A 25,406-nucleotide genomic window follows, 5' to 3' on the forward strand; every position below is an offset into this window, starting at 1 on the left:
TTTATTATAGTTTGGCCTCAACAAAATCTACAATAAATTTTAGAGTAATCGTTACTTTTTGTGCGATAGTTATTTGGTGTTTAAAAACTTCAGCTCAAACAACTTCCATTCCTGATTCAAGTTTTGAACAAGCGTTAATAGATTATGGTGTAGACACCAATGGTCTAAACGGTAATATTCTGAACAGTGATGCGGAAAGTGTGATAACTTTGAATATTTTCAATAAAAACATTATAGACCTTACTGGTATAGAGGCCTTTATTAATCTAAAGTATTTGTACTGCTATTTCAATAATGTCCAAGAATTGAATTTACAAAGCAACCTACAGTTAGAAGTTTTAGATATTGAAAATAATAGTTTGACAAATTTGGACATTTCTGCCAATACGGAACTCAAGGAACTTTACATTAGTAACAACTTGCTGTCCAATCTAGATGTGTCAAACAATTTAGATTTAGAAGTCCTGTCATGTAATTTGAATAATTTGAGTGATTTGGATGTGGATAATAATATGAATCTATCCGTGCTATGGTGTTATTCTAATAATTTGCAAAATATCAATTTGCAACAAAATATATTGTTGGAGTCATTGTTTTGCGGTGATAATAATTTAAGTAGCCTGAATATTGCAAGTAATCCATTATTGCAAACAATATCTTGTAGTCAAAACAATTTATCAGAGTTAATTTTTGATAATTGCCAAGACCTCTCTTATTTAGATGTCAGTGGCAATAATTTCAGTCAAATTGATGTTAGTTCTAATTCATCTTTAACACGTTTTCTTTGTAACAACAATAATTTCCAATCATTAGATGTCTCTCAAAATCCGGAATTAATGCTCTTTTATGCTAGTTTTAATGGAATCCGAGAAATAGACCTAACTAATAACAATGACTTGAAATATGTGCGGCTGGAAAATAATGAATTGGAAAGCATTGATATAAGAAATGGTCAAAACAGTAGTATTTCAGATTTCAATGCAAATAATAATCCAGCATTAACCTGTGTTTATGTTGATAATACGAATGCTAATTATCTTGCCAACTGGGATATTGACAGTTCAGCAAACTTTGTCCAGGATGAAGCAGAATGTAATGCCTTATCTACACAGGATGTGAAGTTGAATGATATGGTTTTTGAAATGTATCCAAATCCAGTCATTGATTATATGAACATCACTGTAACAGATACCAAAAGTACATTGCGTTTGTATACCCTTAAAGGACAATCAGTATTTCAATCCAAACTTTCTTTAGGAACAAATAGTATTGATTTAAGTAATTACAGCACTGGATTTTATCTCGTTGAAATTACGACTTCAAATCAAAAAGTAATTAAGAAAATAATTAAAAGTTAGTTCTTAATTAGCTTCTCAACGGTTAGCACGTCATTATTTTTATTCAACACCTTCAATAGGTACAAACCACTTTCAAGTCCCTCTATCGTTAATGTCACTTGAGGATTATTGGAACTTTCAGAATGAATTAATTTACCATCTAAACCATACAGTTGAAATCTTAAAGATTGGCTCCTATAGTTACGGATATTTAAATCATTAGAAAATGGATTAGGATAAATACGAATACTATTCTCTGTAACGAATTCTTCAGTGCTTAATGTAGCATTAAAATATTGTTCTGCTAGAGTGTAAGCCTCAACGCCAATTTCTGCTCCAATGATTCTTCCAGGAATATCATCAATGGGAGGGTGGATACCGCCCCAAATTCTGGACAAACTGGTTTGGTCTGAAGCATCACGATATGTGGCCCATTGTAATTGAAATGTTTCACTAGGTCCTTCTTCAAATACTAAAAATTCATTTTGAACCACATCAAAGGTTCCCATGCCTCCAGGGAAAAATGCGTCTCCTGTCAGCAAGGTCAATACTTCTGCTGCTGCTCTAGAAAACGTTGAATGACCCGAAACATATCCTGCAAATGGAGGTGTGACGAATGTTGGACGCTGGTAAGGCCACCAATGCTCGCCTAATACCCAATCGACACCGGCAATATCGACATCTGGATCCGCTATAAAATCTGGTCCTTTCCATGCATAAATTTTCACTCTTCCTACGTTTTCATCAGAATCACCAGCTAAAGGATCTCCCGATTCAATGAGTTCTATACGACCTGGTACTAAAGGAATACCATGTGGATCATAATTAGGCAATGACATATCCGAACTTTGGCCTTTTCCCGCCATATAGCGAATAGCCGAAATAGGTCTAATATAATCGTAATATCCTTTAATTCCCCAAGTAGTGACAGCACAATCATGCATAGCACCACCTAAGGCCAAATAACATTTTACGTCCCATTCCAAATTACTTAAAACGGGCCCTTGACCATTTATTCTTTTTTCAACTAAAGGATGATCACTAACATAATTCATAATGGTAAACCAATGTCCTGGTGGCGTTTCAGAGTCTGGTCCGTCGGCCCAAAATTCGGCTAAAACTCTAGCGTAATCACCTCGTTTAACCATTTGAGGGGTGTAAGGCGCATTGGTGTATGGGTTTAAAGCATGTCCTGAACCTGGATCGCCACCTTCCATATAGTCATAAAACAATCGAAACTCCTCAAATGTTTGGGGTAAATCAACAAAATCAACATTTCCCAATCCATTCGGTGAAATATCGATTAATGTGTTATCATCAGGATCTAAATGGGATGACCAAGAAGCCACTAGTGTAAAATACCATTTATAAGGATCATCAAATCCATCTTCGTTTGAATTTTGAATATATGCTGGATCTCCTGGGTTATGATATAGATACGAATCAAATCCATTGTTCAAAATTTCCAATTCATCAGTTGTCAGACTAAAAGGTGCTACTTCACCCCATTCAGGGCTCACAAAATCTGGCGTGTTTAAAGGATATACATTACCACTTTGATCTATAAAAACATCAAATGCCAAAGGTTGCCAACGATTTGGATCAATACCCGTATTGTCTTCATATAATTCCAATACTAAAGGCTCATTTACGGAATTATAATATAAATTGTTATAGCCACTTTGTTCATGAGAACCATCCTGTAATCCAAAAGCAATTATTTCACTTGCTAGATAGTTTCCTAAAGCTGCATATGATCCTGTGCTGTAATCGGTTGATGTAAAATTTTCATCATATCCCAATGAGGCTAAATAAGAACTAAAGGAAGCGAGTGATTCAGTAGAGCCAGGTGAGTTTTGAAATCTATGGCTCAACAACCTAAACATGGCATAGCTAATGACTTCATGTCTTGCGGCATCAACATCAGTTGGTGTATCGATACCAGAAAATGGACAATCAAAACCTCTAAAAGATTTACCTAAAAATACAGTTTCTGCTTGTTCATCAAAAATGGCCCAAGCATCATACATGAGCATCGATGTGTGAAACAAATTTCTGGCATGAACGGTCGGTCTGGCAAAATCAACACGAATGGCATCCAATAATTGCTCATTCCATTCTCGAGCTATAGAATGCTGGGAATGACTTTGAATTGATAAAAAAGTGAATAGAAAAACGAGGAAATACGTAATTTTTTTCATGAACATTTGGTTTGTATAAATGTATAAAAAAATGTTAATAATTGCCTTTTTTTTGTGATTCTATCTATAAATGCCTGAAATTTATAGATTAAGTTTTAATTCAATCAAAATTATTAAACCATGCGTATTTTAAAATTATGTTTACTGGCTTTTTCAATTGTCGTAATTTCCTGTAAGGACGATAAAGAAAATGCACAAGCCGAAGTTGTTGAAAAGGAGTTTGCAATAGATTATGAAAAATTTACTCTGGGCAATGGACTAGAGGTTATACTCCATCAAGACAAAAGTGACCCAATTGTTGCCGTTGCAACCATCATGCATGTGGGCTCCAATCGCGAAAAACCTGGTAAAACGGGTTTCGCTCACTTTTTTGAACATATGAGTTTTAATGACTCCGAAAATGTTCCCGTAGGCGCCAACAGAAAAATGATACCAGAATGGGGAGGAAGCCGAAACGGTGGAACTTCAAATGACTACACGGTGTATTATGAAGTAGTCCCCAAAGACGCTTTTGAGAAAATCATGTGGATTGATTCAGACAGATTTGGTTACATGATTAATACGGTCACTAAAGCAGCACTAGAACGTGAAAAACAAGTGGTAAAAAATGAAAAACGCCAACGTGTGGATAATGCACCATATGGTTATACAGATGAAATAATCAGATCCAATTTATACCCTGAAGGACATCCATACAATTGGACTGTTATTGGTTCATTGCCTGATTTACAAGCTGCTACCATTGATGATGTTAAGGAGTTTTACAATAAATACTATGGTGCATCAAATGCGACATTGGTTATTGCTGGTGATATTGATTTTGAAGAAACCAAAGCTTTAGTAAAACAATGGTTTGGAGAAATTCCTAGTGGTCCTGAAGTTGAAATTCAGAATCCGAAACCGGTTACTTTGCAGGAAACAAAATCATTGTACTTTGAAGATAACTTTGCAAAATTACCAGAACTACGCATGGTTTACCCGACTGTGGAAGAATATAATAATGATAGTTATGCCTTACAGATCTTGGGTCAATTATTGAGTGGTAGCAAAAAGTCACCATTGTATCAAGTGGTTGTTGAAGAGGAAAAATTAGCACCCAATATTGGTACATACCAATCTAGTAGTGAATTAGCTGGCGAATTTATATTTAGAGTTCGCGCCAATGCAGGTGTCGATTTGGATTCCCTTAAAATGGCTATAAACAAAGGTTTGGAACGATTTGAAACCAATGGAGTGAATGAACGTGATTTAAAACGCATTAAGGCGGAATTGGAAACAAATCTGTATCAAGGTATTAGTACCGTTTTAAATAAAGCTTTTCAGTTGGGTATGGATAATGAATTTGGTGGAGATCCAAGTTATATTACCAAAACAGCTAAGTTAACCAATGCTGTTACCGCTTACGATGTAATGCGTGTCTATAATAAATACATCAAAGGTCAAAATTATGTAATGACCAGCGTCGTTCCTAAAGGGCAATTGGATTTAGCTGTTTCAAATGCCGAAGAAGCCAAAGTATGGATTGAAGAGGTAAAGCAAAATGTTGCCAATGAAGAAGTTAGTCAAGGCGAAGAAGCAGAATATGAAAAAACACCATCTAAATACGATAGAAGCGAGCCTCCTTTTGGAGATTTACCAAAGTTTACCATGCCTGAAATCTGGACTGCTGAATTGGAAAATGGCATGAAACTGTATGGTATTGAAAACAATGAGATTCCTTTAGTACAATTTGATATCACCATTCCTGGCGGGCATTTACTGGATCCTGAAAATAAAGCAGGTGTTGCTAATTTGGTTAGTGATTTAATGATGGAAGGCACTGCCAATAAAACACCAGCTGAATTGGAAGAAGCCATAGGTTTATTGGGTGCTAACATTAATATGTACAGTGCTAATGAAGATTTTCATATTACAGGCTCATGTTTAACCAAAAATTTTGATGAGACTATTGCTTTAGTTAAGGAAATCCTTTTGGAGCCTCGTTGGGATGAAACTGAATTTATTAGATTAAAACAAGCTTTGGAAACAGCCTTAAAAGATCGTGAAGCCAATCCAAATGCTATTGTAGGTTTGGTGTATGATAAAATTCTGTACGGTGATAACCATCCGTTTGCAGTACCTGCGAGTGGAACCTTGAATACAGTTCAGGATATCAGTATAGAAGATTTAAAGGCATATTATACCAATTTAGTTCCGGCGAAAGCATCATTCCATATAGCTGGTAGTATCACTCCAGAACAAACAAAATCTGTTTTAGCAACGCTCAATGATTGGAAAGGAGAAGCAGTTGCTATTCCTGAATATACTATAAATGGTAATACGCAAAAGGATCTATTGTTTTTCATTGACGTTCCTGATTCCAAGCAATCCGTATTAAATATTGGTAAGCTAGCACTTTCTGCAACCAATCCCGACGCCAATAACCTAGACTTTGCCAATGAAATTATAGGAGGTGGTTCCAGTGGTCGTTTATTCCAAACATTGCGGATTGAAAAAGGCTACACTTACGGTGCTTATTCGGGTGTTAGTAACAGTTTAGAAATGGCACCTTACACCGTTCGTTCCAGTGTTCGTGCTAATGCCACATTAAAATCTCTAGAGATTATAGAAGACATGTTGGCTACTTACGCTGAAAGTTTTGGTGAGGATGAAGTCACCTTGACTAGAGAAAAATTATTGAAGGCCAATACACGTGCCTACGAAAGTTTGGGAGCTAAATTGAGCATATTACGTAATATTAGTAAATATGGCTATTCTCAAGATTATATTGAAAAAGATCAGGAAGAATTGATAGCTATGACGGTTGAAGATTATAAAAACATCATCCAAAAATATCTAACAGAAGATGATATGATTTATGTGGTTGTTGGTGACAAAGCAACGCAATGGGATGAAGTTCAAAAATTAGGAAAAACAGTAATAGAACTCGATATTTTTGGAAATCGAGTAGTCTCTCAATAAAAGAAAATGAAATAATTTACAATGCACAGCGATATTCTTGCTGTGCATTTTTTATTTTTACATACTTATGAATAAAATAAATCTAATACTGTTATTTGCCTTTATCTTTAGTAAAGGATTGTCTCAAAACAATGGTTTAATTTATCCTGATTTTATTGGAGAAACATTAGAATCCATTCATAATAACTTACAGTGGAAAGTACTTGTAAAAGCAACAGGTGACTTAAACGATGACCACCTTATCGATTATGCGTTAGTTCTTGAATCAAAGGATAGCATTCTTGAAAAAAGATGCCCCAGTTGTAAGCTATCAAAACAAAAGCCAAGAATAATCTTGGTTCTCATTAATGAAAATAATACTGCAAAAGTGATGGTTCAAAATAATAAGTTCATAGCCAGAGGGGATGAAGGTGGTATGTCTCCATATATCGAACCTGAATTATTGATTGAAAATAATTTGTTAACAATTTTCTATCAATTTACACGCTCTAATCAGTCCTATGTTTTTGAATTCAATAAAAGTGATTTTATAATAAAAAGTGCAAAAAGTGTGGGTGTTCATGCAGCAAGTGGAAACTTTAGTTGTGACCTTTATGATTTTAAAGCAAATATTATAACCTGCACAACAGGCCATATATCTAACGATATGGAGAACACAAAATTGATTGAAATAAAAACCAAGCCTAAAAAACTTTCTGAATTTGGAGAAATGTATGAATGGGAGGTTGTAGAAAACAAGTACTTATAATTCAAAAGCAAAAAAATTGTCCAACTCTTTAAACATTCCCGACTATAACAAACCCATTTCCCGATTGGCTGTTAAGCTCAATAGTAATGGCGAGCGCAGTGTTTTACAAGGGCATCCGTGGGTATTTGAAAACAGTATTGTTAAACAGAACAAAGAAGGACATTCAGGAGATATCTGTATTATTTTTAGAAAGCGCGATGATGCTGTTATAGGTATTGGCTTGTTGGATAAGTCATCACCAATTCGTATCAAGATGTTGCATCATGGTGGTCCTCAAAAAATGGACGATACCTTCTTCACTAATGCCATTCAAGATGCTTATTCCAAAAGACGCCATTTATTAAAAACCAATACCAATAGTTATCGGTTGTTATTCGGTGAAAATGATGGTTTTCCAGGTCTGATAGCAGATGTTTATGCTAATGTATTGGTGGTGAAACTCTATTCTGAAATTTGGTATCCTTATTTAAAAGTTATTATATCCAGCTTGATTACTGTTTCCAAAGCAGAAACGGTTGTTTTACGCTTAAGTAGAAATTTGCAACAAGCTGATTCAGATTTTTTAGATGGACAAGTCATTTATGGTACATTAGATCATGAAGTCGTTCAATTTGTTGAGCATGGTGTACATTTTTCGGCTAACGTCATAAAAGGACATAAAACGGGTTATTTTTTAGACCACAGACATAACCGAAAGCTTGTAGGTGAGTTGAGCAAAGGTAAAACGGTATTGGATGTTTTTGCTTATGCAGGTGGTTTTTCGGTTCACACCTTGGCCAATCAAGCTAAAGAAGTTACCAGTTTGGATATTAGTCAGCAGGCTTTGGCAATTGCTTTGGAAAATGGTAAACGTAATGCCTATTCTGGAAAGCACCATATTATATGTGGTGATGCGTTTGAAGAAATGGAAAAACTCATTCGAGAAGAAAGGACTTATGATGTGGTTGTCATAGATCCACCAAGCTTTGCCAAACAGCAATCTGAAATAACATTGGCTAAAAAGAAATATGCACAATTGGCCAAACTAGGAGAGAAGCTTACAGCTAAAAAAGGAATATTGGTTTTAGCATCTTGTTCATCTCGTGTGAGATCAGATTCGTTTTTTGATATTAATCAGCAAGTATTACAGGCGACTAATCGCCCGTTTAAAGTGATTTTAAAAACCGAACATGATGACGATCATCCCATTGGTTTTCCAGAAGGCGCTTATCTGAAATGTGGGTATTATAGATTGGATTAACTATTTAAGCATGAAACAAATTCCAAGATATAAACTACTCATCATTCTGTCCTTCTTTGCTATTTATGTTATATGGGGTTCTACCTATTTATTGAATAAAATTGCTGTATCTGAAATTGCCCCATTGTTATTGGCAGCATATCGATTCATTAGTGCTGGTTTACTCGTAATTATTATTGCCCTAATTCTGAAACTCAATCTTAAAATCAGCAAAAAACAAATGCTCAATTCAGCGATTGCTGGGTTTTTATTTCTGACTTATGGAAATGGAATTTTTGTTTGGGCTCTCAAGTATGTAGATAGTGGGTTTGCAGCATTAGAAGCAGCTACACAACCCTTGTTCGTTATTTTATTAATGCGCATACTGTATGGGGTTAAAATGGCAGTTAAATCCATTCTAGGCGTCTTTTTAGGAATATTGGGTATGTTTTTACTAGTTCATCAAGACGGATTAGATTTAAATAGTCATAGCATCATTGGCATGTTGATGATTTTATCGGCAGTATTAAGTTGGAGCTATGGTAGTATTTTTGTTTCGAAAGCTGATTTGCCGTCCAATTTTTTTGTCAGTACCGCTTACCAAATGATTTTTGGTGGTTTGATGCTCTTTATCTTAAGTTTTGGGCTCAATGAAACATGGACAACGCCAGAATTTTGGAGTTATAAAGTTCAAACGGCTATGGTTCTTTTGGTTATTTTTGGAAGTATCGTTGCTTTTACGGCTTTTAATTATTTACTAAAAGTGGTTTCTACTGAAAAAGTGTCAACTTCAGCATATGTCAATCCAGTTATTGCGCTGATTCTCGGATGGTACTTTTTGAATGAAACGATTACACTGCAATCCATTGTTGCTGCAATTGTACTGTTACTCGGCGTGTACTTTATTAATTCTAGAAAAGCAACGATTCCTAAAAAGATTAAATTGGTAAAACGGCCAAAATATTAAACAGTTTAGCCTTGGTTTCAAAAAACTTATACTCTAAATCTATAGCTTTTAATTTGGCATCAATAAGTTTGGATTCGCGACTGTTAACCAAAAATATAGAACTCTCACCAATGAAGAACTTGCGCTCTTCAGCAGACAGTAAGGTTTCATAATCACTTACAATACTGGTATTGTATTCATTTTGGACAGTAAACGAACTTAACTCTTGATTAATGGCAGAAATTTTATTCTTAAGCGTGACTTTAGTCGCTTCAATTTCAAATTCCGTATCCAACATTTTAAGTTTGGCTAATTTCAAATCGGCACGTTCTTTCCTTAAAAACAATGGCAAACTCACATTCACCCCACTTTTATAATTACTGGTGTTGAATGAATTTATGACTTCAGGAGTTTGAGATAAAAAATTATACTCCAGATTTATTTTTGGTAATAAATTATTGGCAGCCAAACGTCTATTAATATTCAAGCCTTCATATTTATATTCCAATGACAGCATTTTTGGATGTGTTGCGATGTCAAAACTGGCTAGATCAAATTCTGATGTGCTAAAAACAGCATCAATATTCAATAATGTATTGGTATCTGGAATAATATTATCCTGAAGTTCAATAGGTATATTGTTTTCCAACCATAAATAGTTGGAGAGCTCTAAACTGGCTTTAATATAAGTAATTCGCGATTTTTCATAGTTCAAGCGTCTGTCATTTAAAGCAATTCTGGCCTCTGTGGTGTCAATAGCCGCACGCTCGCCAACTTGATAGCTTTTTTTAACACCTTCAAATCGCAGATTGGCATTCTCAACAAAATCCTGATAAACTTGTTTTTGGTTGTAAGCTCGTAGCCAGTTAAAATAGGTAACCGAAGCTTGATATAAAATGTCGTTTACCAATAATTGTCGGTCCATGGCAGCTTGTTGAGTAAACAACTTGGCCTGTTTTAACATGGACATACGCTCATTCATAATCAAACCTCTAGCAATATCAATAGATACACCAACACTGTATAAACCCTCTTCAGGAATCGTAGCTTCTGGATTGAGGTAAACGCCTTCGTTTTCTTCAAAATTACCTTTAAACTCAACACCATACCATGTGGGTATTTTAAAAGTGGCGTTCAATTTATCGTAATATTCTGTGTTTTTGAATTTTTTTCGATCATAATCCACTTCCAATTTTGGGTCAAAGGCGCCACGTGATTTAAGCAGCTTGAGCTCACCTTCATCTACAATTAAATTGGCCTGCTTAACTATAGGGTGAAAGGATTTTACAAATCCCAAATATTCAGATAATGTCATGATGCTATCTGTTGTCTGCTGTGCATTTAACATACTACAACAGGAAATGAACATGACCAATACAAAATATTTCATGGTTTTATTTGCTTTTATCTTCTGATCCATTTTTTTGTGGTGTATAATATTCAGCTGGAAAACTATTTAATTGTCTCCATATTTCATACCAAATAGGCACATCATTTAATAAGGCAATGGTTCTGGCTCCAGAGCCTACTCGTATACCTTTTGGCCATTTATAATCGGTTTCATCTGGTGCTAATAACACGCGATATTTACCATTGGCACTAATAAAGTTTTCAATAGCCACAATTTTGGCACCATAAGTTCCATAAGAGGCATTGGGCCAACCACTAAAGACAATGGCAGGCCAACCATCAAATTGAACCCTTACTTTTTCCCCAATATGGAGTAGCGGTAAATCAATGGGTCTAACATAGGTTTCAACCGCCAGTTCAAATTCAGCAGGCATAATACCAACCAATTCTTCACCTTCTTTAAACGTCACACCAATTCCACCTCTCAAGGCCTTATTGATAAAACCATTTTGTGGGGCCGTTACATAAAGCAAATCATTTCGCTTTTTATAATTAGTGTAGTTATTTTCCAATTTGGTGACTTGTGCTTTAGCATCAAACTGATTGGATTGCGCCGTAAACTTATCACTTTCAGCCTTCGATATTTTATCGGAATATTCAGCATTGGTGCGCGTTATTTCCATTTCTGCATTAAAAACGTCATTGATGCTTGCCAATAATTTATTTTCCTGCGAAATCAATTTAGCCTGATTTTCTTGCAGTTTCAAGCGTTTTTCTTCAACATCCTTTACGGCCTTTAAACCTTCTTCCTGTAAAGTAAGTGTACGATTATATTGCCTTTCAGCAATTTCTAAATTGGTATTAGCAGCCTTAAAATCTATGCTATCACTTTTAACCTTAAGCTTGGCTTGTAACAATTTGTTTTCGGCTTGTTTTAGTTTTAACTGGCGTTCTTGTTGTAAGGCTACTATCTGTCTGTTTAAGGCTTCAACTTTGCCTTCATATGCAGTAACCGATGAAGCTTTGGCGCTAATTTGATCACCCGTACGCTCCACCAAACGCTCATCAAAGTATTCACTTTTGACTTCAGAAATTCTTAATATAGTATCACCTTTTTTGACATAGTCACCTTCTTGTACAAACCATTCTTCAATTCGGCCAGGAATTTGCGATTGGATGGTTTGTGGTCTGTGATTAGGTTTTAAGGTCGTCACTAGTCCTTGACCGGTAATATTTTGAGTCCATGGTAAGAACAATATGACGATTAGAATGATTGAAAAGACGATTAAAAACCGATTTAAAATTTTAAAATAGTTTTTATCCAATACCATTTTACCTGATTGAAAATCAGTTAATGGTATTTTTTTATTTAATTCGTTCTTGGATATATTTAACATGACTACTTGGTGTTACTTTTAATATTTCCGTTTTCTAACTCAATAATCTGATTACAGCATTTTTTCCACTCGTCATTTCTACTAACAACAATCAATGACCAAGGATTTTCTGCAGCTGTCAAAAAATTAATGATCTTGGTCGTTTCGGTTTGACTGAATTGATCTAATGGATCTTCTAGGATGAGCACTTTGGGTTTGTTGACAATGGCTCTGGCTAAAATGATTTTTTTTGAGGTTGTATAAGACATTTGTCTGCCTTCAGGATGTAAAATGGTTTGTAAACCGTGATCCTGCTCCTTTATAAAGTTCGATAACCCGACTTGGTCCAATGCCCAATAAATAGTTTTATCAGAAATGTTTGGATTGCCAAAAGTGATGTTTTCACGTATGGTTCCAATAAAAGGGGTTTCCTCTGAAAGTGACATCCCTAAATGCGACCGATAATGATTTAGATTAATACTTTTTAAAGATTGGTTATTAACAATAACTTTTCCAGTCGTTGGTTTGATAATACCTGATATTAAGCGAAGTAGGGTCGATTTGCCTGAACTACTTTCACCGCGAACCAAAATTCTGCTCTTGGGCTTAATAGTGATATTAATATCATTTAAAATGGGTTGTTCTCTGTTTTTAACACTATAGCTAACCTGATCAATTTCAATAGTTAAATCATCTTCCAACAGAGGCTTTTCACCTTCTTGGGATTCCAATGTTTTATCTACCACTTGCCCTAATTTTTCCAAAGAGGTCAAGGCGTCATAAAAAGATTCCAATCCTAAAATAAGTTTTTCAACCGAAGCAATAACCAAGAGAATAATGATTTCCGCAGCCACAAACTGTCCGATATTCATTTCTTGGTTAAGCACCAGGGCACCACCTATAGTTAAAAGCCCTGCAGTAACAATAACTTTAAAACTAACCATTTGAATGAATTGGGTAACTAAAACCCTAAAGTGACTTTCCCTGGCTTTTAGGTAATCGGATACATAGGTGTCGTTTTTGGTAACTGCCAAGCTCGTGTTTCCAGAAAGTTTAAAACTCACCACAGCTCTGGCGACTTCTTGAATCCAGTGGGCAACCATATACTTGTGTTTAGACTCCTCCAAACTGGTTTCCAAGCCCTTTTTGGCGGTAAACTTAAATACGATATAGACTAATAGTAACAGAAAGAGTCCGAATACAATAAAAAACGGATGATAGAATGACAGCAATATTAAGGCAAATAAAATTTGCAATAAAGCGGCTGGCACATCAATTAGAATCTTAGACAAACTTTTTTGAATAGTAAGCGTGTCAAAAAACCTATTGGCTAATTCTGGCGGATAATAATCACGTAATTCGGTCATTCTAATTTTAGGAAACCGATAACTAAACTCAAAGGAAGCTCTAGTAAATATGCGCTGTTGAATGGTCTCAATAATGCGTAGTTGCATCAATTGTAAAGCTCCAGAAAACACAACGCCTAGAGTCACCAAAATAACCAAAACAATCCAGGATGTGGAGACTTGGGCACCTTGAATTAAATTAATGATAGCCTGAATACCCAATGGCAATGACAGTCCTACAATACCAGAAAAGATAGCATAGTAAAATATTTGAAAAATATCTTTCCGGTCTAATTGCAGAAGTCCCAAAAAACGGTTCCAAGGGGTTAAGTTTTTATTTTTCATAGTATTTATTTTATGGCATTAAGGGTTAATTCAATAAAGAATTTAGAAGGTGAACTCGTTTTACTAATATTGGTCAATGATGAAAAATGATCCTTTAAAAAATGTTGATAAAGAGCACCTTCCGTGATATTACTGGCTAGACTTAACGGGTATTTATAATGCGGGTTGATAGCCAATATAATATCATTTAATCTAGATATGATGCGCTTGTAAGCTACAAAATAACCTTCTTTATTTTCTTGATCCACTTGTTTGGTCAAAAATGACTTTGAGTTTTCATTAATGATTATGCGGTGCAGCACAATCTCATTAATATGGGTATATGTGGTGTCTTCTGTTACGCTGCGCGTCAGTACTTCTATGGCTTTTTGAAGTTTTTCTTTTGGATCAGAAATACTATGGGTTTCAAAAACCAATTGATATTCCAACCACGCCCAATACCATGATGATAAATAGAGTAGGAGTTTATGCTTACTCTCAAAGTATCGGTATATAGAACTTTCATTAGATTTAATTTGACTGCCTAATTTTTTAAAGGTGAAATCATCAAATCCAATCTCATCAATCAATAGAATACTATGCTTAATGATCCGTTTACCCAATTCAGAGGTTTCCGGGTCTTTCAGATATATTTTTTCTGGAACTACAATTTTAATATTTGAAAACAGCCTATCCATATATTTTAATTTTAATTGCAAATATAATAGTATTACTATTAAAAAAGAAATATTAACTTTTATTTAATAAAAAATAATACAAATCATTAGTTAGGAAACTATATTAATCGTAATATTGCAATATATAAATACAGCATGGGTATTACGAAATCTGAAATATTCACAGAAACTCAAAATGAAATTGCTTTACTGGCCAAAGCATTTGGGCATCCAGCTCGAGTGGCTATAATCCAGTACTTATTTAAAATCAATGCCTGTGTGTGTGGCGATTTGGTCAATGAAATTGGTTTGGCGCAACCAACTATCTCGCAACATTTAAAAGAGTTAAAGCAATTGGGTATCATTAAAGGAACAGTTGAGGGAACCAGCGTGTGTTATTGTATAGATCAAACTAAATGGCAAACTATCAAAGAGGTATTGGGGAGTTTTTTGGATATGGACAACTGTAATGCCAACACATCTTGTTGCTAAAAAAATTTAAATGTATTCATCGTTATATTACAATTAAACTATTGAAATTATGAAACTATCAGAAATAAAAAAGCATTTGGGACAATTAGAAACCATTTCGTTTAAACTACCCAATGGGTCTTTGGTGCCCAGTCACTTTCATGTAACAGAAATAGGTAAAATCAATAAGCATTTTATAGACTGTGGTGGCACCGTTAGGGAAGAGGAGGTCATTAACTTCCAACTCTGGAATGCCAATGATTATAACCATCGTTTGCACCCTGAAAAGCTTGTACACATTATTAATTTATCAGAAAAAACCTTAGGGCTAAATGATTCTGACATTGAAGTGGAGTACCAAGGTGAGACTATTCAAAAATTTGCTCTAGAATTTGATGGCATCAATTTCCTTTTGACTTCAAAACACACGGATTGTTTAGCAAAGGATAATTGTGGAATACCAAAAAGTAAACCAAAAGTAAGATTGTCTGAACTGCAAAATGAGCCTTGCTGCTCGCCTGATGGGAATTGCTGTTAAATCCATATAAAATTATCATGTACACAACATTGTTAGATACCATAGGGCATTTAGATACTAAATCTATTTCAAAAGAACGTCAGTTGGTTTTAAAACCTTTAATTGATTTTATTCAATCAAAAGTAAATGCAAATCAAGAGATACGCCTAAACTTTATTTGTACGCATAATTCCAGAAGAAGCCATTTGTCACAAGTTTGGGCGCAAACTATGGCAAATTACTTCAATATTAAAAACGTGTTTTGTTATTCAGGAGGAACAGAGGAAACAGCTCTTTTTCCAATGGTTGCAGAAACATTGATAAATTCAGGGTTTCAAATAAAGACCATTTCAAAAGACGATAATCCTGTTTACAGCATCAAATACTCTGACAACGAACATCCAATTATTGGATTTTCTAAAAAATTAGATGATGCTTTTAATCCAAAATCTGAATTTGCAGCCATTATGACTTGCGATTCAGCCAATGAGGCCTGTCCGTTTGTACCAGGAGCAGAAAAACGTATCCCTATAACTTTTGAAGATCCTAAAGTATTTGACAATACACCACAACAAGCTTCAAAATATAAGGAACGGAGTCTGCAAATAGCAACGGAACTCAAATATATGTTCTCACAAATTAAACAGGTATCGTAATATGAAGAAATTAAGTTTTTTAAATCGAAACCTGACCCTTTGGATTTTCTTGGCTATGATACTAGGTGTAGGTTTAGGTTATTTCATTCCAGCATTACCAAACATTATAAATACGATGGCTTCAGGGTCTACCAATATTCCTATTGCTATCGGGTTGATTGTTATGATGTATCCACCATTGGCAAAAGTTGATTACAGTCTGTTGCCCAAAGTATTTAAAAATGTAAAAATATTATCCATTTCTTTAATACTCAATTGGATCATTGGACCAATTCTCATGTTTGTATTAGCCCTCATTTTTTTAAGTGATTACCCCGAATATATGGTGGGCTTAATCTTAATAGGCTTGGCAAGATGCATCGCTATGGTTTTGGTATGGAATGATCTGGCGGAGGGAAGCAGTGAATATGGTGCAGGATTAGTAGCGCTCAATAGTATTTTTCAAGTATTTGCCTATAGCTTTTACGCATGGCTATTCATTACCAAATTACCACCACTTTTCGGTTATGAAGGTGCCATTGTCGATATTTCTATTGAAACTATTGCTGAAAGTGTGGCTATTTACCTAGGCATTCCTTTTTTATTGGGAATTATGAGTCGTATTATATTGTTAAGTTTAAAAGGTGAACATTGGTATAATAATACGTTTATACCTACCATTTCACCATTAACATTAGTAGCTTTGTTATTTACCATTGTCATTATGTTCTCCTTAAAAGGTGAACTTATTGTAAATATCCCTATGGACGTGTTATTAATTGCCATACCGTTGTTGATTTACTTTACGGTCATGTTCATTATAGGTTTCTTTTTTACGAAAGCACTAGGAGGGGAATATGACAAGACCACAGCTGTCGCTTTTACAGCAGCAGGCAACAATTTTGAATTGGCTATTGCGGTTGCCATTGCTGTGTTCGGACTGAACTCTGGCCAGGCGTTCACTGGAGTTATTGGCCCTTTGGTTGAAGTGCCTGCTCTAATACTTCTGGTTAGAGTAGCTTTTTGGTTTCGAAAAAAATATTATTAATCTATAACGTTTTTTCAATGACAAGTTTTTGCCCGATGCGAAGCGTCGAGTTTTTACGAATATGATTGGTTTGGCACAAGGCCGTAATACTCACATTATTTCGAGCAGAAATCCTGGACAGTGTATCACCTTTGCGCACAACGTATACCTCTGTTGGTCTTTCCAGATAAGCTTCCAATTCCTCTTCAGTCGTTAGCAAATCCAATTTACTTCTTCGCTTGCTGCTATGTAATTCTGGTCGGGTCCATTTTTTAGTGACCCACAATTCGGAAGCATTAACGTCATTATTTTCATCGAACTTCAAAAGATATTCGGGATTGATATGAACACCTTGATAGGTCATTTCTAAATGCAAATGGCTACCACGCGCGTTCCCTGAACGACCTCCTTTTCCTAAAAAATCACCCGCTTTAACGGTATCATTGGCTTTAACACCATAACTGGATAAATGGGCATAAAGAGTTTCTAGACCATTATAATGTCTCACAACCACGGTACGACCGTGTCCTGAAGAATAATTTGCAAAACGTACAATACCATCAAACATGGCATATAAACTATCTCCCGTAATTAAATCAATGTCAATGCCTCTGTGAGCACGACCCCAACGCCAACCAAAACGAGAAGTAATGACTTTGTCTCTTCCTATTGGTGAAAAGTAAACCGAATCTTGAAATGTCAGTTGAAGTGGAAAGTCAACGGGGCTATCATAGTCAATCTTAACATGTTCTGTATCCCAGTTTTCTGCTGTAATATCATAGGTAGCAGCATGCTGATTATAATCAACTTTTACATCCATGGGCTCATAATCCATATCTTCAAACAGGTCCAATATTTTATGAGCTTGCTTCAGTTCTGGGCTACTTTGGGCAAATCCAGATAGCACAAAACCTGCGAACAGTAGGCTAAATAATGATTTCATTTGCTATTAATCCTTTTAATTTAATTGATTGATGATTCTTGGTTGCTTTAATTTTTAGTCGACGAAAATAATAAAAAATTCGATAAAGTGTGTTAAAATACTGTTAGAGTTTATGGTTTTTTAAAATTTTAACAATCTTTTGTCAACACGCATTTTATCGATGATTTTAACTTCTATTTTCTATTTAACGAAAATATTTAGTGTTCATAAGGTTTTTTATCACATAACAAGTTGGATGACATAGTTTTACATGAATTAAAAACCTACTGTACCATGAAAAATCTTATTCGCCTCCTAGTATGCATGCTTGTTTCTCTAGCTTTTCATACGCTTAATGCCCAAGATTCTGCCAATGTTTTAGAAGAAGTTCCATTTGATTACCTAACAAGAAACCCAATCTATGACTACGATGCTGAAATGTTAAGTAATACGGATACGATTCCAGATTTCGAAAGTCAAGAATCCAAATTAAAAATTACGGGTACTGTTTACCAAAGTGATGGTGTCACACCAGCCAAAGATGTCATTCTGTATATCTGGCACCAAGATGCCAATGGTTACTACGATATGAAAACGGATAATCATAAGCGTTATGTCAATCACAGAGGTTGGATAAAAACGGATGCTGATGGTCAATATACTTTTTATACATTTTTCCCTGGCTCATATCCTCATAGTAAAGAAAAGCGCCATATTCATGTAGAAGTTAAAGAAGCTGGTAAAGTGGATTATGCTTTAAATGGATTCCTGTTTGAAGACGATCCATTTTTATCGAAAATCTGCCGTAAACGTCTTGCAAAAAAGGGAATCAATAACATCCTGTCAACACCTAAAAAAGGTGATTTGCACGTGGCTAACCATGACATCATCTTGAAAGCTGATAACCAATAATTTTTATAGTTTCTCCAGTTTTTTAAGCATTTCAACAGCGTTGCGATTATTCGGATTAAGTTCCAAAGACTTTTTATAGTTTTCTATGGCCTCTTGATTTCTTCCTAACGCCATAAGCGCTTCGGCATAGCTGTCATAAGGATTATCCTTATCAGGAAAAGCGTCAATACTCAATTCAAATACGTTGGCTGCAATACGGGCTTGACCTTCTTCTAAATACCGATAGCCTGCAACAATCAGTTCTTGTTCACTCAAATAATAATCGGTATTATCTCGATTCATTTTAAAAAATGAAATGCCCGCTTCAATTCCATTTTGGTCGATGGTTTCCGTTAGAAACTTGGCTAAAGGCATTTTAGGAAAGTCATAAGGCTCATCATACAAGATGCCTGCAATGGCTGTTGTCATACTGTTCAAAAAAGCACGCCGTGTATTGTTCAAAAAAATAATGGTTGTATCACTTGAGGGAATATACGTATATAACGAGCAAAATCCATCAATAGCACCACTATGTCCAACGGTTTCTATTAGTTTTCCCATATTGCCTATAGGTTTTTCCAAAAGCTCCCAACCATATCCATAATAACCGCCATATCCCGAGTCTGGTATCTGCTTGTCAAACATAACCTTTAATTGTTCTTCGGACAGTAAAGTTCCATCATGCAACGACTGATTAAATAGAAATAAATCTTCCACTGTGGCATATAAACCACCAGAGGCATAGGCTGTTGATTTGTTGGAAAGCTCAATATTAAAATAATCTCCAAAGCCTTTATAGTAACCTGAAGCCATATTTTTAATAATAGGTCTATTCCTAAAGTAACCCGAGCTTTCCATTCCAGCTGGATCAAATATCCGTTCTTGTAAGGCTTCCTCATAGGTTAATCCCGTTACAGTTTCGACTAGGTAACCCAAAATATCGTAGCCAGCATTGCTGTATTCAAACTTGTCGCCAGGTTGGAAGTCCATGGGCATAGCAGCAATATCACGAATGATATCTTTCGGTCGGTTACTTTGGCTAGTATTATTAAAATCACGTGATAAACCAGCAGAATGGGTTAGAAGGTGATGTGTGGTAATAAATTCTGCATATTGATTGTCAAAATCTGGTAAATAAGTAGAAATGGGTTCATGTAAATCCAGTTTACTTTCAGCCACCAATTGCATGATCAAAGTAGCCGTAAACGGCTTGGATAGAGAAGCAATTTGAAATTTGGTTTCTGGTGTATTCGGAATTTCCCAAGAACGGTTGGCCAAACCATAACCCTTTTTAAAAACAACCGTTCCTTCATGGGCTACCAATACCGAGCCATTAAAGCCATCATAATCAGCATATAAACCAACTAACGAATCAATCTTATGGGCTTTTGTATCGGATACTGAAATTGAAGATGGTTCCTGACCGCATGATAAGCTCATAGCAATCAAACCAATCGCTATGAGCATCATGAATTGTTTTTTAATCATAAGTAAGTAATTATTTCAGCTTAACAACCAAAGAATTCAAATTTGAGAACACCATCATTCTGCTTGATTATAAAAGGAATCTTTTCGAGGGTACAGGCTGGTTCAATAGTGAATTGAATATAACCATGAACTTCAAATGAGTTTTCGGTATTCAATTGAATTTGTTGCGTGTAGGTGGTATTCTCACGAACCCAGTTTACAGGACCATTAATAAAAGGATGCAAATCTAGTTCTTCTTTGGTTAAGGGATTTTCAATGAGTTTGCCAATAACTTCAAAGGCATCCGTATCATCTATTACCATGGTAAATTTACCAGAGAAATAACCGGTAGCATTGGGTGATACAAAATGCCCACCATCTTTCAAACGCATATCCACAATTAAATTGTAAAGGGAATGACTTTGTGCTTCGGCACGAAACGCTACAGCAAAAAGTTCCCGGTTTAAATCGGGTTGATCAAACAAAGAGTATTCAAGAGGTCCTTTTTTGCAGGTAAGTACTGTTTCACTCTTGGTTTCAGTCATAGCTAAAGCCAAATCCTGTGAAGTCATCGGCTGGTTTTGGCAACTCAACATGGTGAGTAGGCAAAAGGTTAAAATAAATCTAGTCATAATGTTCGTTTTTTTAATTCATCATAAAACTAGGTCTATCAAGTGTTTAAAGTGTCAAAAAAATGTAAAAGAAGTGCAAACAGTTTCAAAAAGTCCTAAAAATGTGTGTAATTTACACCTGTTATGAATAAAAAAGTTATTTATAGTACTGTTGGATTGCTTTTGGCTATCATTTCAGTGATTAATTTACTGCGTCCCGAATCTCATACCGATAATTTTCCTGAAAAGGTTAAAATAGCGTTGCGTGATGCTGGCAATCAATTGCTGTTGGCCAATCAAGATTCTACCTCGCGAATTCTTCCAATAAAGGAATTGGAACCTTTAAAATATGAATTGTCTTTTGAAAGACCCCTTAAAATAGAGCCCGACAGCCTCGTTAGCATATTGGATAACAGTTTAAAAAAAACGGAACTCCCCAATGAGTATCTTACCGAGGTGTTGCAATGTATCGATAATGAAGTGGCTTATAGCTTTGATATGAAGAAAAGCGTTGATACTGATGTGATTCCTTGTCGTGGTCGCGACTTACCCAGCAATTGCTATACCATTACAGTGCTTTTTACAGCTGCACAAATGGCTGAAAGTAACAGCTATTTATGGTACTTATTGTTGGTATTGGGTTTTATATTGATAGCATTCGGCTTCTTCAATAACAAAACAACCACTATAAAAGGGCAGTCCACAGGTGAACACTTGGAACTTGGAAGCTTTTATTTTTATCCAGAGCAGAACAAACTGGTCAAGCAAGCCACTGAAATCAACCTATCCAAAAAGGAATGTGAAATATTAGCATTGTTTGTTGAGCGTCCCAATCAAATCATTAAACGCGATGAGCTCACCAAAACGGTTTGGGAAGATAATGGTGTGTTTGTGGGACGCAGTTTAGATACCTATATTTCCAAACTCCGTAAGAAACTTAAGAGCGATAAGTCTATTAAGTTAACCAATGTACATGGTGTAGGCTATAAGCTGGAAGTCAACCAGTAATTTGTTTATATTTACCTAAAAACCACCTAATGGATCCACGCGTTGACGATTACATAAATCAACAAGAGCATTGGCAAGACGAGCTCCGTTTGTTGCGCCAAATAGCATTAGACTGCGAACTTTCTGAAACTATTAAATGGAAACAACCTTGCTATATGCATAATGGCAAAAACGTGCTATTGTTGGGTGCATTCAAAGCCCATGCTTTTATGAGCTTTCTCAAAGGGGCATTGATTGATGATGTTCATAATATCTTAACCAAACCGGGTGAAAATACCCGTAGCGGTCGCATAGCCGCATTTACTAAAGTTACAGATATCAAGAAACAAACTCCTGCGCTTAAAGACTATATTTTTCAGGCAATAGAATTGGAAAACAAGGGAATGAGCATTCCTGCGGCATCAGAATCTGTGGAAATCCCAGACGAGCTGGAAGCTGTTTTTGATTCAGATTCAGATTTTAAAGAAGCCTTCTTGGCCTTAACACCGGGTCGACAAAGAGGCTATGTACTTAACTTTACAGCGCCCAAACAATCCAAAACCCGTACAACACGAATTAATAAGTATCGCGACCGTATTTTAAAGGGCAAAGGCATTCATGATTGTGTTTGCGGGCATTCCAAGAAAATGCCTAATTGCGATGGTTCCCATAAGTTTTTGAATTGAGTCCACCTATTTACAGGACTTTCTTATATTTATGATTCGAAACAAAAACAGATGAAAACCTTACTGTGCTTGCTGCTAGTTTCAAGCGTATGGATTGCGAACAGCCAGACCACAACCCGTAATTTTGAGGTGTTGCACGACAGTCGCCATTTGGGCACACTGCATGCCACCAAAACGGTTACGGGAGATCAGGTGGTGTATACCAGTCACACAGAAATTGCCTATCAGCTCATGGTTAATATTGAAGTAACCTATGACTATGACGTCACCTTTGTAAAAGGTGAACTCCAAGAAGCCAAAGCCCATATCACAGTGCGTGGAAACGATAAAACCAAAGTCAATACTGTAAAAAAGGGTAGTGGTTATGAATTTTATTCCGAAGGTGAGTTAGTCAAAACCATTAAAGGCTCTATTACCCATAGCATCATCCAGTTGTTGTTTGATGAGCCTATAGGTGTCACCCGTATTTATGCTGAAGAACACGGCGAATACCATGAATTACGGGAACTAGCCGATCACACCTATCTTAAAACAGCACCCAGCGGCAAAAAGAATACCTATTTCTATAGAAATGGGGAACTTTATAAATCGGATGTCAATGCGGGTATCATTAAGTTTTCCATAGTCAAAAAAGACTAACAGTTTCATAACATAAATCATCATTTTTTTCTGTACCTTTAGGATTCTAGGTTTCAAAATGGAACCAGCTGTGCAACCAAAAACGATTAATCCTAATGAATACTAAAAGTGTCAAGGCTTACGGAACGGAGTCTCCCGAAGCCGATTTAAAACAATTACACATAGACCGTCGTACGGTTTTACCAAAAGACGTTGAAATTGATATCCTATACTGTGGTGTATGTCACTCCGATTTACACTTCGCCCGAAACGATTGGGGCATGACCGAATATCCAGTAGTACCTGGCCACGAAATCGTGGGTCGTGTGACCCAAGTAGGTGGTGAGGTATCCAAATACAAAGTAGGCGACTTGGTAGCTGTGGGCTGTCTGGTAGATTCCTGTCGTACCTGTAGTAACTGCGAAGCCGATTTAGAACAATACTGTACTGGTGGCTGGGTAGGCACCTACGGTGGTTACGACAAACATTTGGACACTAACACCCATGGAGGCTATTCCGAAACCATTGTGGTTGATGAGGAATTTGTCCTTCGCGTCCCTGAAAATTTAGATAAAGCGGGTATTGCACCCGTACTCTGTGCTGGTATCACCACATGGTCACCCTTGCGTTACAGGAATGTGGGTAAGGACAGCAAAGTGGCTGTAGTGGGTCTTGGTGGTTTGGGCCACATGGCTATCAAATTGGCATCAGCTTTAGGTGCTCATGTAACCTTGTTTTCACGTTCTACCAATAAAATAGATGACGCCAAACAACTAGGTGCTAATGAGGTGATTATCTCAACAGATGAATCTGCCATGGAAGCTGCCGCAGGACGCTTTGATGTCATTTTAGATACGGTGCCCTATGCACATGATTTTAATCCATACATTGCAACCTTGAATACCAATGGAACCTTGGTAGTATTAGGCTATTTAGGACCTTTAGAGCCACCTGTGGTTACCGTACCCATGATTATGGGCCGTAAATCTGTAGCAGGTTCTCTCATTGGTGGTATTGCTGAAACCCAAGAATTGTTAGACTTCTGTGGTAAGCATAATATTGTGTCTGATATTGAGGTTATCAATATGCAGGATATCAACAACGCCTATGAGCGCATGCTTAAAAGTGATGTCAAGTACAGGTTTGTAATTGATATGAAGTCGCTAAAGGGTTAGCGCATAGTCATTTGGAAAAAAAAGCATAAAAAAGTTAAAAACTTTTCAGGAGTTTTTAGGTATTGGTTGTTATATAACTATACAACCAATAAATAGACAACATGAAAAAGTTACTTTTAATGCTTGGGGCAGTAGCATTGTTCAACTGCTCATCCGATGACAACATCATTCAAAACCCACCTGTAGACCAAACCCGTTACAATCCTGATCTCACTATTGTAGAGAATCTAGACAATGGGGTAGCGGTATTGGATATTACGGCCGAACTAGGCGTAGAAGCCTTATACGGTATTGAGTATGGTGGTGGTTATATTTTCCATGTGGATGAAGCCGATGGTAAACTCATGGTGGCCACCGATTATTCCTCCATAGGGCAAACCTCTTGGGGCGATCATTTCGATTTAACCAACAGTGCCGAAATAGGAGCCGGGCGTGACAATACCCAACAGATTGTAGATGGCAACCTAGCCGATAACAGCGGTGTACCCAACGGATTGGAGTTTGGCAGTGATGACTATGCCTTTAAGATTGTCTGGGATTTAGAATATGCCGGTTATGATGATTGGTTTGTACCTAGCAAAGGTGCTATGGAGGCTATTTTTGATAATGTACACATGCGTGGCATGGGTAATTTTGATGAAGCCCAGTTCTACTGGACATCAACTAAAGAGGGGTATCAGCCGTATGTCATGACTTTTAACCCCAACACCTTTAATGGCGATTGCTTTTTAGGCACTTGTTTTGCCTCTAATGCGGTGGTGATTGTAAGGACGTTTTAGAATATACGACCATTGAAAAAGAAATAGTTAGTAAGTTAGTCTGAAATGGTGTTCAAGCAATGTGTTTGAGCACCATTTTTTGTACTGGAAACCTACCAGCAGCAAGACTTAAGGGACATTAAAATATTTATATAA

The 25,406-nt window shown here is 36.2% G+C and carries 23 protein-coding genes; 15 read left to right on the forward strand and 8 right to left on the reverse strand.

The features are described from left to right. Positions 1–11 precede the first annotated feature (11 nt). Positions 12–1,358 (forward strand): T9SS type A sorting domain-containing protein, encoded by a 1,347-nt coding sequence (locus tag C1T31_RS08700; protein ID WP_103052102.1) that lies wholly within the window; start codon positions 12–14, stop codon positions 1,356–1,358. Here the strand turns inward: C1T31_RS08700 and C1T31_RS08705 are convergent. Beyond that, positions 1,355–3,538: a T9SS type A sorting domain-containing protein gene (locus tag C1T31_RS08705; RefSeq protein ID WP_103052103.1), complete on the reverse strand. Its 2,184-nt coding sequence runs from the start codon at positions 3,536–3,538 to the stop codon at positions 1,355–1,357. The genes C1T31_RS08700 and C1T31_RS08705 overlap by 4 nt on opposite strands. 120 nt (positions 3,539–3,658) lie before the next feature. Between C1T31_RS08705 and C1T31_RS08710 the strand changes: the two genes are divergently transcribed. The 4 genes from C1T31_RS08710 to C1T31_RS08725 all read left to right on the forward strand — a co-directional run bounded on the left by C1T31_RS08710 (position 3,659) and on the right by C1T31_RS08725 (position 9,433). Then, positions 3,659–6,499 (forward strand): M16 family metallopeptidase, encoded by a 2,841-nt coding sequence (locus C1T31_RS08710; protein WP_103052104.1) that lies wholly within the window; start codon positions 3,659–3,661, stop codon positions 6,497–6,499. A 67-nt stretch (positions 6,500–6,566) separates the two neighbouring features. Continuing rightward, positions 6,567–7,247, forward strand: coding sequence for a hypothetical protein (locus C1T31_RS08715; protein ID WP_103052105.1), 681 nt, complete (start codon positions 6,567–6,569; stop codon positions 7,245–7,247). A 16-nt stretch (positions 7,248–7,263) separates the two neighbouring features. Continuing rightward, complete coding sequence (locus tag C1T31_RS08720; protein ID WP_103052106.1) at positions 7,264–8,487, forward strand: class I SAM-dependent rRNA methyltransferase; 1,224 nt, start codon at positions 7,264–7,266, stop codon at positions 8,485–8,487. A gap of 10 nt (positions 8,488–8,497) precedes the next feature. After that, positions 8,498–9,433 (forward strand): EamA family transporter, encoded by a 936-nt coding sequence (locus C1T31_RS08725; RefSeq protein ID WP_103052207.1) that lies wholly within the window; start codon positions 8,498–8,500, stop codon positions 9,431–9,433. Here the strand turns inward: C1T31_RS08725 and C1T31_RS08730 are convergent. Genes C1T31_RS08730 through C1T31_RS08745 form a run of 4 tightly spaced genes read right to left on the reverse strand, consistent with a single transcriptional unit; the run spans position 9,405 to position 14,506 of the window. Further along, a complete protein-coding gene (locus C1T31_RS08730) occupies positions 9,405–10,832 on the reverse strand; it encodes a TolC family protein (RefSeq protein ID WP_243398916.1) in 1,428 nt (475 codons plus the stop codon). The genes C1T31_RS08725 and C1T31_RS08730 overlap by 29 nt on opposite strands. Further along, on the reverse strand, positions 10,807–12,159 hold the full coding sequence (locus tag C1T31_RS08735) for an HlyD family secretion protein (RefSeq protein WP_103052107.1): 1,353 nt from the start codon (positions 12,157–12,159) through the stop codon (positions 10,807–10,809). The genes C1T31_RS08730 and C1T31_RS08735 overlap by 26 nt, the downstream gene beginning before the upstream one ends. 2 nt (positions 12,160–12,161) lie before the next feature. Continuing rightward, positions 12,162–13,829: a peptidase domain-containing ABC transporter gene (locus C1T31_RS08740; RefSeq protein ID WP_103052108.1), complete on the reverse strand. Its 1,668-nt coding sequence runs from the start codon at positions 13,827–13,829 to the stop codon at positions 12,162–12,164. Between the two features lie 5 nt (positions 13,830–13,834). After that, positions 13,835–14,506, reverse strand: coding sequence for a TetR/AcrR family transcriptional regulator (locus tag C1T31_RS08745; RefSeq protein WP_103052109.1), 672 nt, complete (start codon positions 14,504–14,506; stop codon positions 13,835–13,837). Between the two features lie 135 nt (positions 14,507–14,641). Here C1T31_RS08745 and C1T31_RS08750 point away from each other — a divergent pair, with 135 nt between their 5' ends. Genes C1T31_RS08750 through arsB form a run of 4 tightly spaced genes read left to right on the forward strand, consistent with a single transcriptional unit; the run spans position 14,642 to position 17,156 of the window. Next, positions 14,642–14,977, forward strand: coding sequence for an ArsR/SmtB family transcription factor (locus tag C1T31_RS08750; RefSeq protein ID WP_103052110.1), 336 nt, complete (start codon positions 14,642–14,644; stop codon positions 14,975–14,977). Positions 14,978–15,026: 49 nt separating this feature from the next. Beyond that, the gene (locus tag C1T31_RS08755; protein WP_103052111.1) at positions 15,027–15,494 is read left to right on the forward strand and encodes a DUF6428 family protein; all 468 of its coding nucleotides are present in this window, start codon (positions 15,027–15,029) and stop codon (positions 15,492–15,494) included. Between the two features lie 17 nt (positions 15,495–15,511). Continuing rightward, entirely contained in the window at positions 15,512–16,129 is a 618-nt protein-coding gene (locus C1T31_RS08760; RefSeq protein ID WP_103052112.1) for an arsenate-mycothiol transferase ArsC, read from the forward strand. A 1-nt stretch (position 16,130) separates the two neighbouring features. Further along, entirely contained in the window at positions 16,131–17,156 is a 1,026-nt protein-coding gene (gene arsB, locus C1T31_RS08765; RefSeq protein WP_103052113.1) for an ACR3 family arsenite efflux transporter, read from the forward strand. A 1-nt stretch (position 17,157) separates the two neighbouring features. Here arsB and C1T31_RS08770 read toward each other — a convergent pair whose 3' ends face one another. Then, positions 17,158–18,078, reverse strand: a complete 921-nt coding sequence (locus tag C1T31_RS08770) for a peptidoglycan DD-metalloendopeptidase family protein (protein WP_165780092.1) — start codon at positions 18,076–18,078, stop codon at positions 17,158–17,160. A gap of 273 nt (positions 18,079–18,351) precedes the next feature. Between C1T31_RS08770 and C1T31_RS08775 the strand changes: the two genes are divergently transcribed. Continuing rightward, positions 18,352–18,969 (forward strand): dioxygenase family protein, encoded by a 618-nt coding sequence (locus C1T31_RS08775; protein WP_103052114.1) that lies wholly within the window; start codon positions 18,352–18,354, stop codon positions 18,967–18,969. A 3-nt stretch (positions 18,970–18,972) separates the two neighbouring features. Here the strand turns inward: C1T31_RS08775 and C1T31_RS08780 are convergent, their stop codons facing one another. Beyond that, a complete protein-coding gene (locus C1T31_RS08780; RefSeq protein WP_103052115.1) occupies positions 18,973–20,436 on the reverse strand; it encodes a serine hydrolase in 1,464 nt (487 codons plus the stop codon). 20 nt (positions 20,437–20,456) lie between these two features. Next, positions 20,457–21,047 (reverse strand): hypothetical protein, encoded by a 591-nt coding sequence (locus C1T31_RS08785; protein ID WP_123912647.1) that lies wholly within the window; start codon positions 21,045–21,047, stop codon positions 20,457–20,459. 123 nt (positions 21,048–21,170) lie between these two features. Here C1T31_RS08785 and C1T31_RS08790 point away from each other — a divergent pair, with 123 nt between their 5' ends. The 5 genes from C1T31_RS08790 to C1T31_RS08810 all read left to right on the forward strand — a co-directional run bounded on the left by C1T31_RS08790 (position 21,171) and on the right by C1T31_RS08810 (position 25,271). Continuing rightward, positions 21,171–22,034, forward strand: a complete 864-nt coding sequence (locus tag C1T31_RS08790; protein ID WP_103052117.1) for a winged helix-turn-helix domain-containing protein — start codon at positions 21,171–21,173, stop codon at positions 22,032–22,034. 29 nt (positions 22,035–22,063) lie between these two features. Continuing rightward, positions 22,064–22,699, forward strand: a complete 636-nt coding sequence (locus tag C1T31_RS08795) for a YdeI/OmpD-associated family protein (protein ID WP_103052118.1) — start codon at positions 22,064–22,066, stop codon at positions 22,697–22,699. Positions 22,700–22,750: 51 nt separating this feature from the next. Next, positions 22,751–23,338 (forward strand): DUF6134 family protein, encoded by a 588-nt coding sequence (locus tag C1T31_RS08800; RefSeq protein WP_103052119.1) that lies wholly within the window; start codon positions 22,751–22,753, stop codon positions 23,336–23,338. A gap of 95 nt (positions 23,339–23,433) precedes the next feature. Further along, positions 23,434–24,492: an NAD(P)-dependent alcohol dehydrogenase gene (locus C1T31_RS08805; RefSeq protein WP_103052120.1), complete on the forward strand. Its 1,059-nt coding sequence runs from the start codon at positions 23,434–23,436 to the stop codon at positions 24,490–24,492. A 101-nt stretch (positions 24,493–24,593) separates the two neighbouring features. Continuing rightward, positions 24,594–25,271 carry a hypothetical protein gene (locus tag C1T31_RS08810; RefSeq protein ID WP_103052121.1) on the forward strand — a complete coding sequence of 226 codons (678 nt, stop codon included), beginning with the start codon at positions 24,594–24,596 and terminating at the stop codon, positions 25,269–25,271. Positions 25,272–25,406 lie beyond the last annotated feature (135 nt).

The sequence above is a fragment of the Hanstruepera neustonica genome (assembly GCF_002895005.1).
Taxonomy (GTDB): Bacteria; Bacteroidota; Bacteroidia; order Flavobacteriales; family Flavobacteriaceae; genus Hanstruepera; species Hanstruepera neustonica.

What these genes read in the sequence shown, in the direction of transcription:
- C1T31_RS08705 (WP_103052103.1), bottom strand. Translation starts at nt 3,538, where the DNA reads ATGAAAAAAATTACGTATTTCCTCGTTTTTCTATTCACTTTTTTATCA.
- C1T31_RS08710 (WP_103052104.1), top strand. Translation starts at nt 3,659, where the DNA reads ATGCGTATTTTAAAATTATGTTTACTGGCTTTTTCAATTGTCGTAATT.
- C1T31_RS08715 (WP_103052105.1), top strand. Translation starts at nt 6,567, where the DNA reads ATGAATAAAATAAATCTAATACTGTTATTTGCCTTTATCTTTAGTAAA.
- C1T31_RS08725 (WP_103052207.1), top strand. Translation starts at nt 8,498, where the DNA reads ATGAAACAAATTCCAAGATATAAACTACTCATCATTCTGTCCTTCTTT.
- C1T31_RS08730 (WP_243398916.1), bottom strand. Translation starts at nt 10,832, where the DNA reads ATGGATCAGAAGATAAAAGCAAATAAAACCATGAAATATTTTGTATTG.
- C1T31_RS08735 (WP_103052107.1), bottom strand. Translation starts at nt 12,159, where the DNA reads ATGTTAAATATATCCAAGAACGAATTAAATAAAAAAATACCATTAACT.
- C1T31_RS08740 (WP_103052108.1), bottom strand. Translation starts at nt 13,829, where the DNA reads ATGAAAAATAAAAACTTAACCCCTTGGAACCGTTTTTTGGGACTTCTG.
- C1T31_RS08745 (WP_103052109.1), bottom strand. Translation starts at nt 14,506, where the DNA reads ATGGATAGGCTGTTTTCAAATATTAAAATTGTAGTTCCAGAAAAAATA.
- C1T31_RS08750 (WP_103052110.1), top strand. Translation starts at nt 14,642, where the DNA reads ATGGGTATTACGAAATCTGAAATATTCACAGAAACTCAAAATGAAATT.
- C1T31_RS08755 (WP_103052111.1), top strand. Translation starts at nt 15,027, where the DNA reads ATGAAACTATCAGAAATAAAAAAGCATTTGGGACAATTAGAAACCATT.
- C1T31_RS08760 (WP_103052112.1), top strand. Translation starts at nt 15,512, where the DNA reads ATGTACACAACATTGTTAGATACCATAGGGCATTTAGATACTAAATCT.
- arsB (WP_103052113.1), top strand. Translation starts at nt 16,131, where the DNA reads ATGAAGAAATTAAGTTTTTTAAATCGAAACCTGACCCTTTGGATTTTC.
- C1T31_RS08770 (WP_165780092.1), bottom strand. Translation starts at nt 18,078, where the DNA reads ATGAAATCATTATTTAGCCTACTGTTCGCAGGTTTTGTGCTATCTGGA.
- C1T31_RS08775 (WP_103052114.1), top strand. Translation starts at nt 18,352, where the DNA reads ATGAAAAATCTTATTCGCCTCCTAGTATGCATGCTTGTTTCTCTAGCT.
- C1T31_RS08780 (WP_103052115.1), bottom strand. Translation starts at nt 20,436, where the DNA reads ATGATTAAAAAACAATTCATGATGCTCATAGCGATTGGTTTGATTGCT.
- C1T31_RS08785 (WP_123912647.1), bottom strand. Translation starts at nt 21,047, where the DNA reads ATGACTAGATTTATTTTAACCTTTTGCCTACTCACCATGTTGAGTTGC.
- C1T31_RS08790 (WP_103052117.1), top strand. Translation starts at nt 21,171, where the DNA reads ATGAATAAAAAAGTTATTTATAGTACTGTTGGATTGCTTTTGGCTATC.
- C1T31_RS08795 (WP_103052118.1), top strand. Translation starts at nt 22,064, where the DNA reads ATGGATCCACGCGTTGACGATTACATAAATCAACAAGAGCATTGGCAA.
- C1T31_RS08800 (WP_103052119.1), top strand. Translation starts at nt 22,751, where the DNA reads ATGAAAACCTTACTGTGCTTGCTGCTAGTTTCAAGCGTATGGATTGCG.
- C1T31_RS08805 (WP_103052120.1), top strand. Translation starts at nt 23,434, where the DNA reads ATGAATACTAAAAGTGTCAAGGCTTACGGAACGGAGTCTCCCGAAGCC.
- C1T31_RS08810 (WP_103052121.1), top strand. Translation starts at nt 24,594, where the DNA reads ATGAAAAAGTTACTTTTAATGCTTGGGGCAGTAGCATTGTTCAACTGC.